The following is a 3,318-nucleotide window of genomic DNA, read 5'->3' on the forward strand; positions in this document are numbered from 1 at the left end:
CCGGTTACGGCATTGGGTCAAGCGATATCTTCAATAGTTATGATATTTGGTTATGCCATATTAGCGGTGCCAACGGGTATTGTTACCAATGAATTTATTAAGTCAGCAAACGATAAAACCGTTAATACACAATCCTGTCCTAATTGTTCTTTAGAAGGACATGACGACGATGCAGCATTCTGTAAGTTTTGTGGATCAGAACTCTAACCAACGATAAGTTTTTCCATACGTTAGTATACAAACAATGACGAATAAGACAATTATATATCTGTTTTCATTTCTATTCCTCTTACTTTCATGTAAAAAGGAAAAAACAACTTGGGGTACCAATTGGAGGGCGCCATTATTTCAAGACACACTAAGTTTCCAGAAGATGGTAGACTCTAATCAAATTGGAGTAGCGAGTGATCATTCTTTAAATTTAACCTTGGACCAAAATTTATTGGAGGCAGATTTGTTTGAGTATTTAAACATTCCAGACACATCAGTGGTGCAGGAGTTTAGTTTAAATTTTTTGAATTGGTATGTGGCCCCAGGAGGAAGTATTCCAACGGATGTAACAGAGTTTGAATTCTTACTAGGTGATGTTGAATTAAACAATGTAGTGATTAGTGAAGGTCAAGCCAGTGTTGAAATTGAAAACCCATTAATAGAACCCACTATTTTCACCATCACTTTTCCAGGTGTAACAAAGAATGGTCAAGTATTTACCCAAACCAAAGAAATACCAGCGGCCCAAAATGGTGTTCCTGGTATGGACGTATTAAACTTTGATTTTTCAGATTATCAATTGGATTTAACTGGAGAAAATGGAACGGCTTTTAATAAATTAGAATCCCAATTGGTGGTTTCATTAAGTCCGGATGGAAATGGTGTGAATGTGACCAATACGGATGTATTCAGGTTCACTTTAGATATTTCCGAGTTAAAGTTGAAATATGCCAGGGGGTATTTTGGTAATATTCATATTACAGATACGGAAACCTTATATGTTGATGAGTTGAATAATATCATCTCTGGTTTAATTGACGTAGAGAATGTTGATTTGAGTTTTTATGTTGAGAATGGTGTAAATGTGAACGGTGAATTAACCTTGGAGCTATTGCAAAGTAAAGCGAAGGATGGAACCACCGTTGATTTACAGAATCCACAAATCAATGTAGCGCAAAGTTTGAATGCTGCGCAATCGGTAAACGGAACTCAAACTCCAGGAGAAGCATTTTTTAATTTTACTTCTACCAATTCAAATATTGAAGATTTTATAGAAAATTTAGGAAGTAGCTATACGGTAGCTTACGATATAGAGATTAACCCTTGGGGGAACACTAGTGGTGGTTATGATGAAATTTTAGAGGGTAGTGCTTTTTCCCTTGATTTAAGGTCGAACATGCCCTTAGCTTTGGGGGTACAAGACTTATTGTATAGAGACACCATAGACTTTGAGCTTACACAAGATTTGGAAGGGAATCATTTGAACAGTGGTCGTTTAATTCTAAACACGAAAAATTCCTTTCCTTTTTCAGGAAGCGTAGGACTTAAGGTTTTGGATGAAAACAAACAAGTTCTAACGAGTTTAAGTGCGGGGTCAACGATTCAAGAGGCTTACGCAGCAGCGGTAACCAATTTGTCAGACTTTCCGTTTGTAGAAAACCAATTAATATTCACCTTGAGTGAGGGAGATGTTGAATTGATGAACCAAGCAAAATACATTGGGTTAGAATTTAAAGTGGATGCAGCCAATAATGATGTTCAACAAATCTATTTGGAGAGTAAACTCATCTTAGAATTATTAACAGATTTTGAATTTTCACATGCTTTATAAAATAGTTTTAATTGGTATTCTAAGTCTTGCTTTTCTTCCTCTTCAGGTAAAAGCTCAATCTTATTTCGGAAATACTTTGTCTATTGATACTTCGCGAGCAGCAGAATTGAATATTGAGGGAATGGGATTTTATCATAGCTCTGCCTTGAACAGAGGATTTCTTCAGTATTTTACGCAAGGTGGATATATATCCAATAGTGAAATTGAGGATAGATTATCCCATCAGAAAGATGTAAATGGTTTAGGGTTTAGTCTATATGGAGCAGTAGATCTCAAATTGCATAACTTGCATTTTGGCGAAGGGAATAAATTTGGTGTAGTGGTATCAGCAGGATCAAAAACCATGTCGAGTTTAGCGTATACCAAAGATTTATTTACGATGGCCTTTCAAGGGAATGCCAATCGTTTGGGAGATAGTTTAATGTTTAACTCTTCTTCCTTTCAATTAGAAAGTTTTCAAAAAATCGGAGTAGGAGTGTTTAATCGAAACACGAATAGCTACTTGCGTTTAAATTTTGTTGGAAGCAACAATACATTGAATAGTTATTTACAACAATCGCATTTCTATTCTTCTGCGAATGGAGATAGTTTGGCCCTCCTTTTAGATGGGGTTTTAAAATACATGGATTCAGAAAAACTGTACAGTTCCTATGGTGCAAGTGTTGACTTTCAATATAACATGCCCTTTGGAGAAGAGAATGATAAGTTTAGAGGAGTGTTATCTTTTAGTGTTCGCGATTTAGGTTTAGTTTATGCCAAAGAAATGACCTATTATAATGTAGATACAAGTATAAGTTTTCAAGGAGCAAACCTAGATAATATTCAAGCTATATTTTCTTTACAAGGAGATGAGGTGCTGGATTCTTTGGGTATTCAAAGTGAACAGATTTCATCCTTGAGGTTTCTTCCATCTACCATTGAAGTAGCTAAGCGAGCAGAATTAAATAGAGAAGATAATTGGCAGTCAATTTTTGGAATTAGAATGTACCCTACCTTGGTGAGTGTGCCACAAGCTTATGCTGGAGCACATTACCGTATTAATAAAATTTTGTCTGCAGGAGCACGTGCCAGTTTTGGAGGATTTGGAGGTTTTAGAGCAGGTGTTTATTTCAGAGCTCATACTTCCAACCTAGATATTTATATGGCTTCTCAAGATATTGTAGGACTTGTGAGTAAACGAGGGTTTGGTAATTCATTACAATTTGGACTAGGATGGTATTTTTAAGGTATATATTGATAATCGTTAGTGTACATTTTTCTGTAAATACGACAGCTCAAATTTACTTTCATAAAGTGTATGCAGGTGCAGAGTATGATTTTGGTTATGATCTTTTTCAAATGGAAGATACAAGCTACTATCTATGTGGAGCGAGTAGTAGTTTTTTAGATGGTCCATCACAAGCAATCTTATTGAAAGTTGATAGCCTTGGAAACAGTATTTGGTCCAAAAGTTATGGAGGAAGTGGTCAAGAGGCATTTTTATCGATGGACAGAGC

General features: G+C 35.8%; 2 protein-coding genes and 2 pseudogenes. All 4 read left to right on the forward strand.

Annotated elements, in window-relative coordinates:
• Window positions 1-207: pseudogene (locus AC22ZQ_RS13660) on the forward strand (ion transporter); the annotation flags it as partial.
• 166 nt (window positions 208-373) lie between these two features.
• Window positions 374-1,822, forward strand: a complete 1,449-nt coding sequence (locus AC22ZQ_RS13665; RefSeq protein WP_318959324.1) for a hypothetical protein — start codon at window positions 374-376, stop codon at window positions 1,820-1,822.
• Complete coding sequence (locus AC22ZQ_RS13670; RefSeq protein WP_318959325.1) at window positions 1,812-3,047, forward strand: hypothetical protein; 1,236 nt, start codon at window positions 1,812-1,814, stop codon at window positions 3,045-3,047. The genes AC22ZQ_RS13665 and AC22ZQ_RS13670 overlap by 11 nt, the downstream gene beginning before the upstream one ends.
• Before the next feature lie 8 nt (window positions 3,048-3,055).
• A pseudogene (locus AC22ZQ_RS13675) lies at window positions 3,056-3,318 on the forward strand (hypothetical protein); the annotation flags it as partial.

This window comes from Lishizhenia sp. (genome assembly GCF_057456495.1).